The 439-nt window shown below is 45.1% G+C and carries 1 protein-coding gene; it reads left to right on the top strand.

What is annotated here, in order from left to right; genetic code table 11:
- On the top strand, window positions 1–439 hold a 439-nt coding region (locus DC53_RS22225; RefSeq protein WP_167331240.1), incomplete at both ends, for a hypothetical protein.

A 439-nucleotide genomic window follows, 5' to 3' on the forward strand; every position in this document is an offset into this window, starting at 1 on the left:
GAGAATAACTTCGACACATACAGCGCAGAAATCAACGCAGAGGTGCCTCAAATCGATTCTGAGGAGGGAAGAAAGCGAATTAAGGCGCTAGGTGCTGAAATCAATAAAAAGCTCTCAGAAGTCGATTCACCGATGCGTGACTACCTTCGCGATATCAAGAAGCAGCCGAAGTTGATTGAAGCGATCGCGAAAGAGAACAAAGAAAAGTTCACTAAGCTGCGTGCGGATATCCTGAAGCCGCTGGAAGAGGCGCAAGCAGAACAAAACGCTTGGCTAGAAGAATTGAATCAAATACCGGTTACTTGTGCAATTCCTGGCGTCACATCTGATGAATTAAAGGGATTTATTGAATACGCGGAATCATTCGATCTAAACAGCGTATGGCCTGAACTCAAAAAGAAGTTCAAAGTCGCACAAGAAAATGCACTGACCACAGCCC

Origin of the sequence: Pseudoalteromonas fuliginea (assembly GCF_000690055.1) — a bacterium.
Lineage (GTDB): Bacteria > Pseudomonadota > Gammaproteobacteria > Enterobacterales > Alteromonadaceae > Pseudoalteromonas > Pseudoalteromonas fuliginea.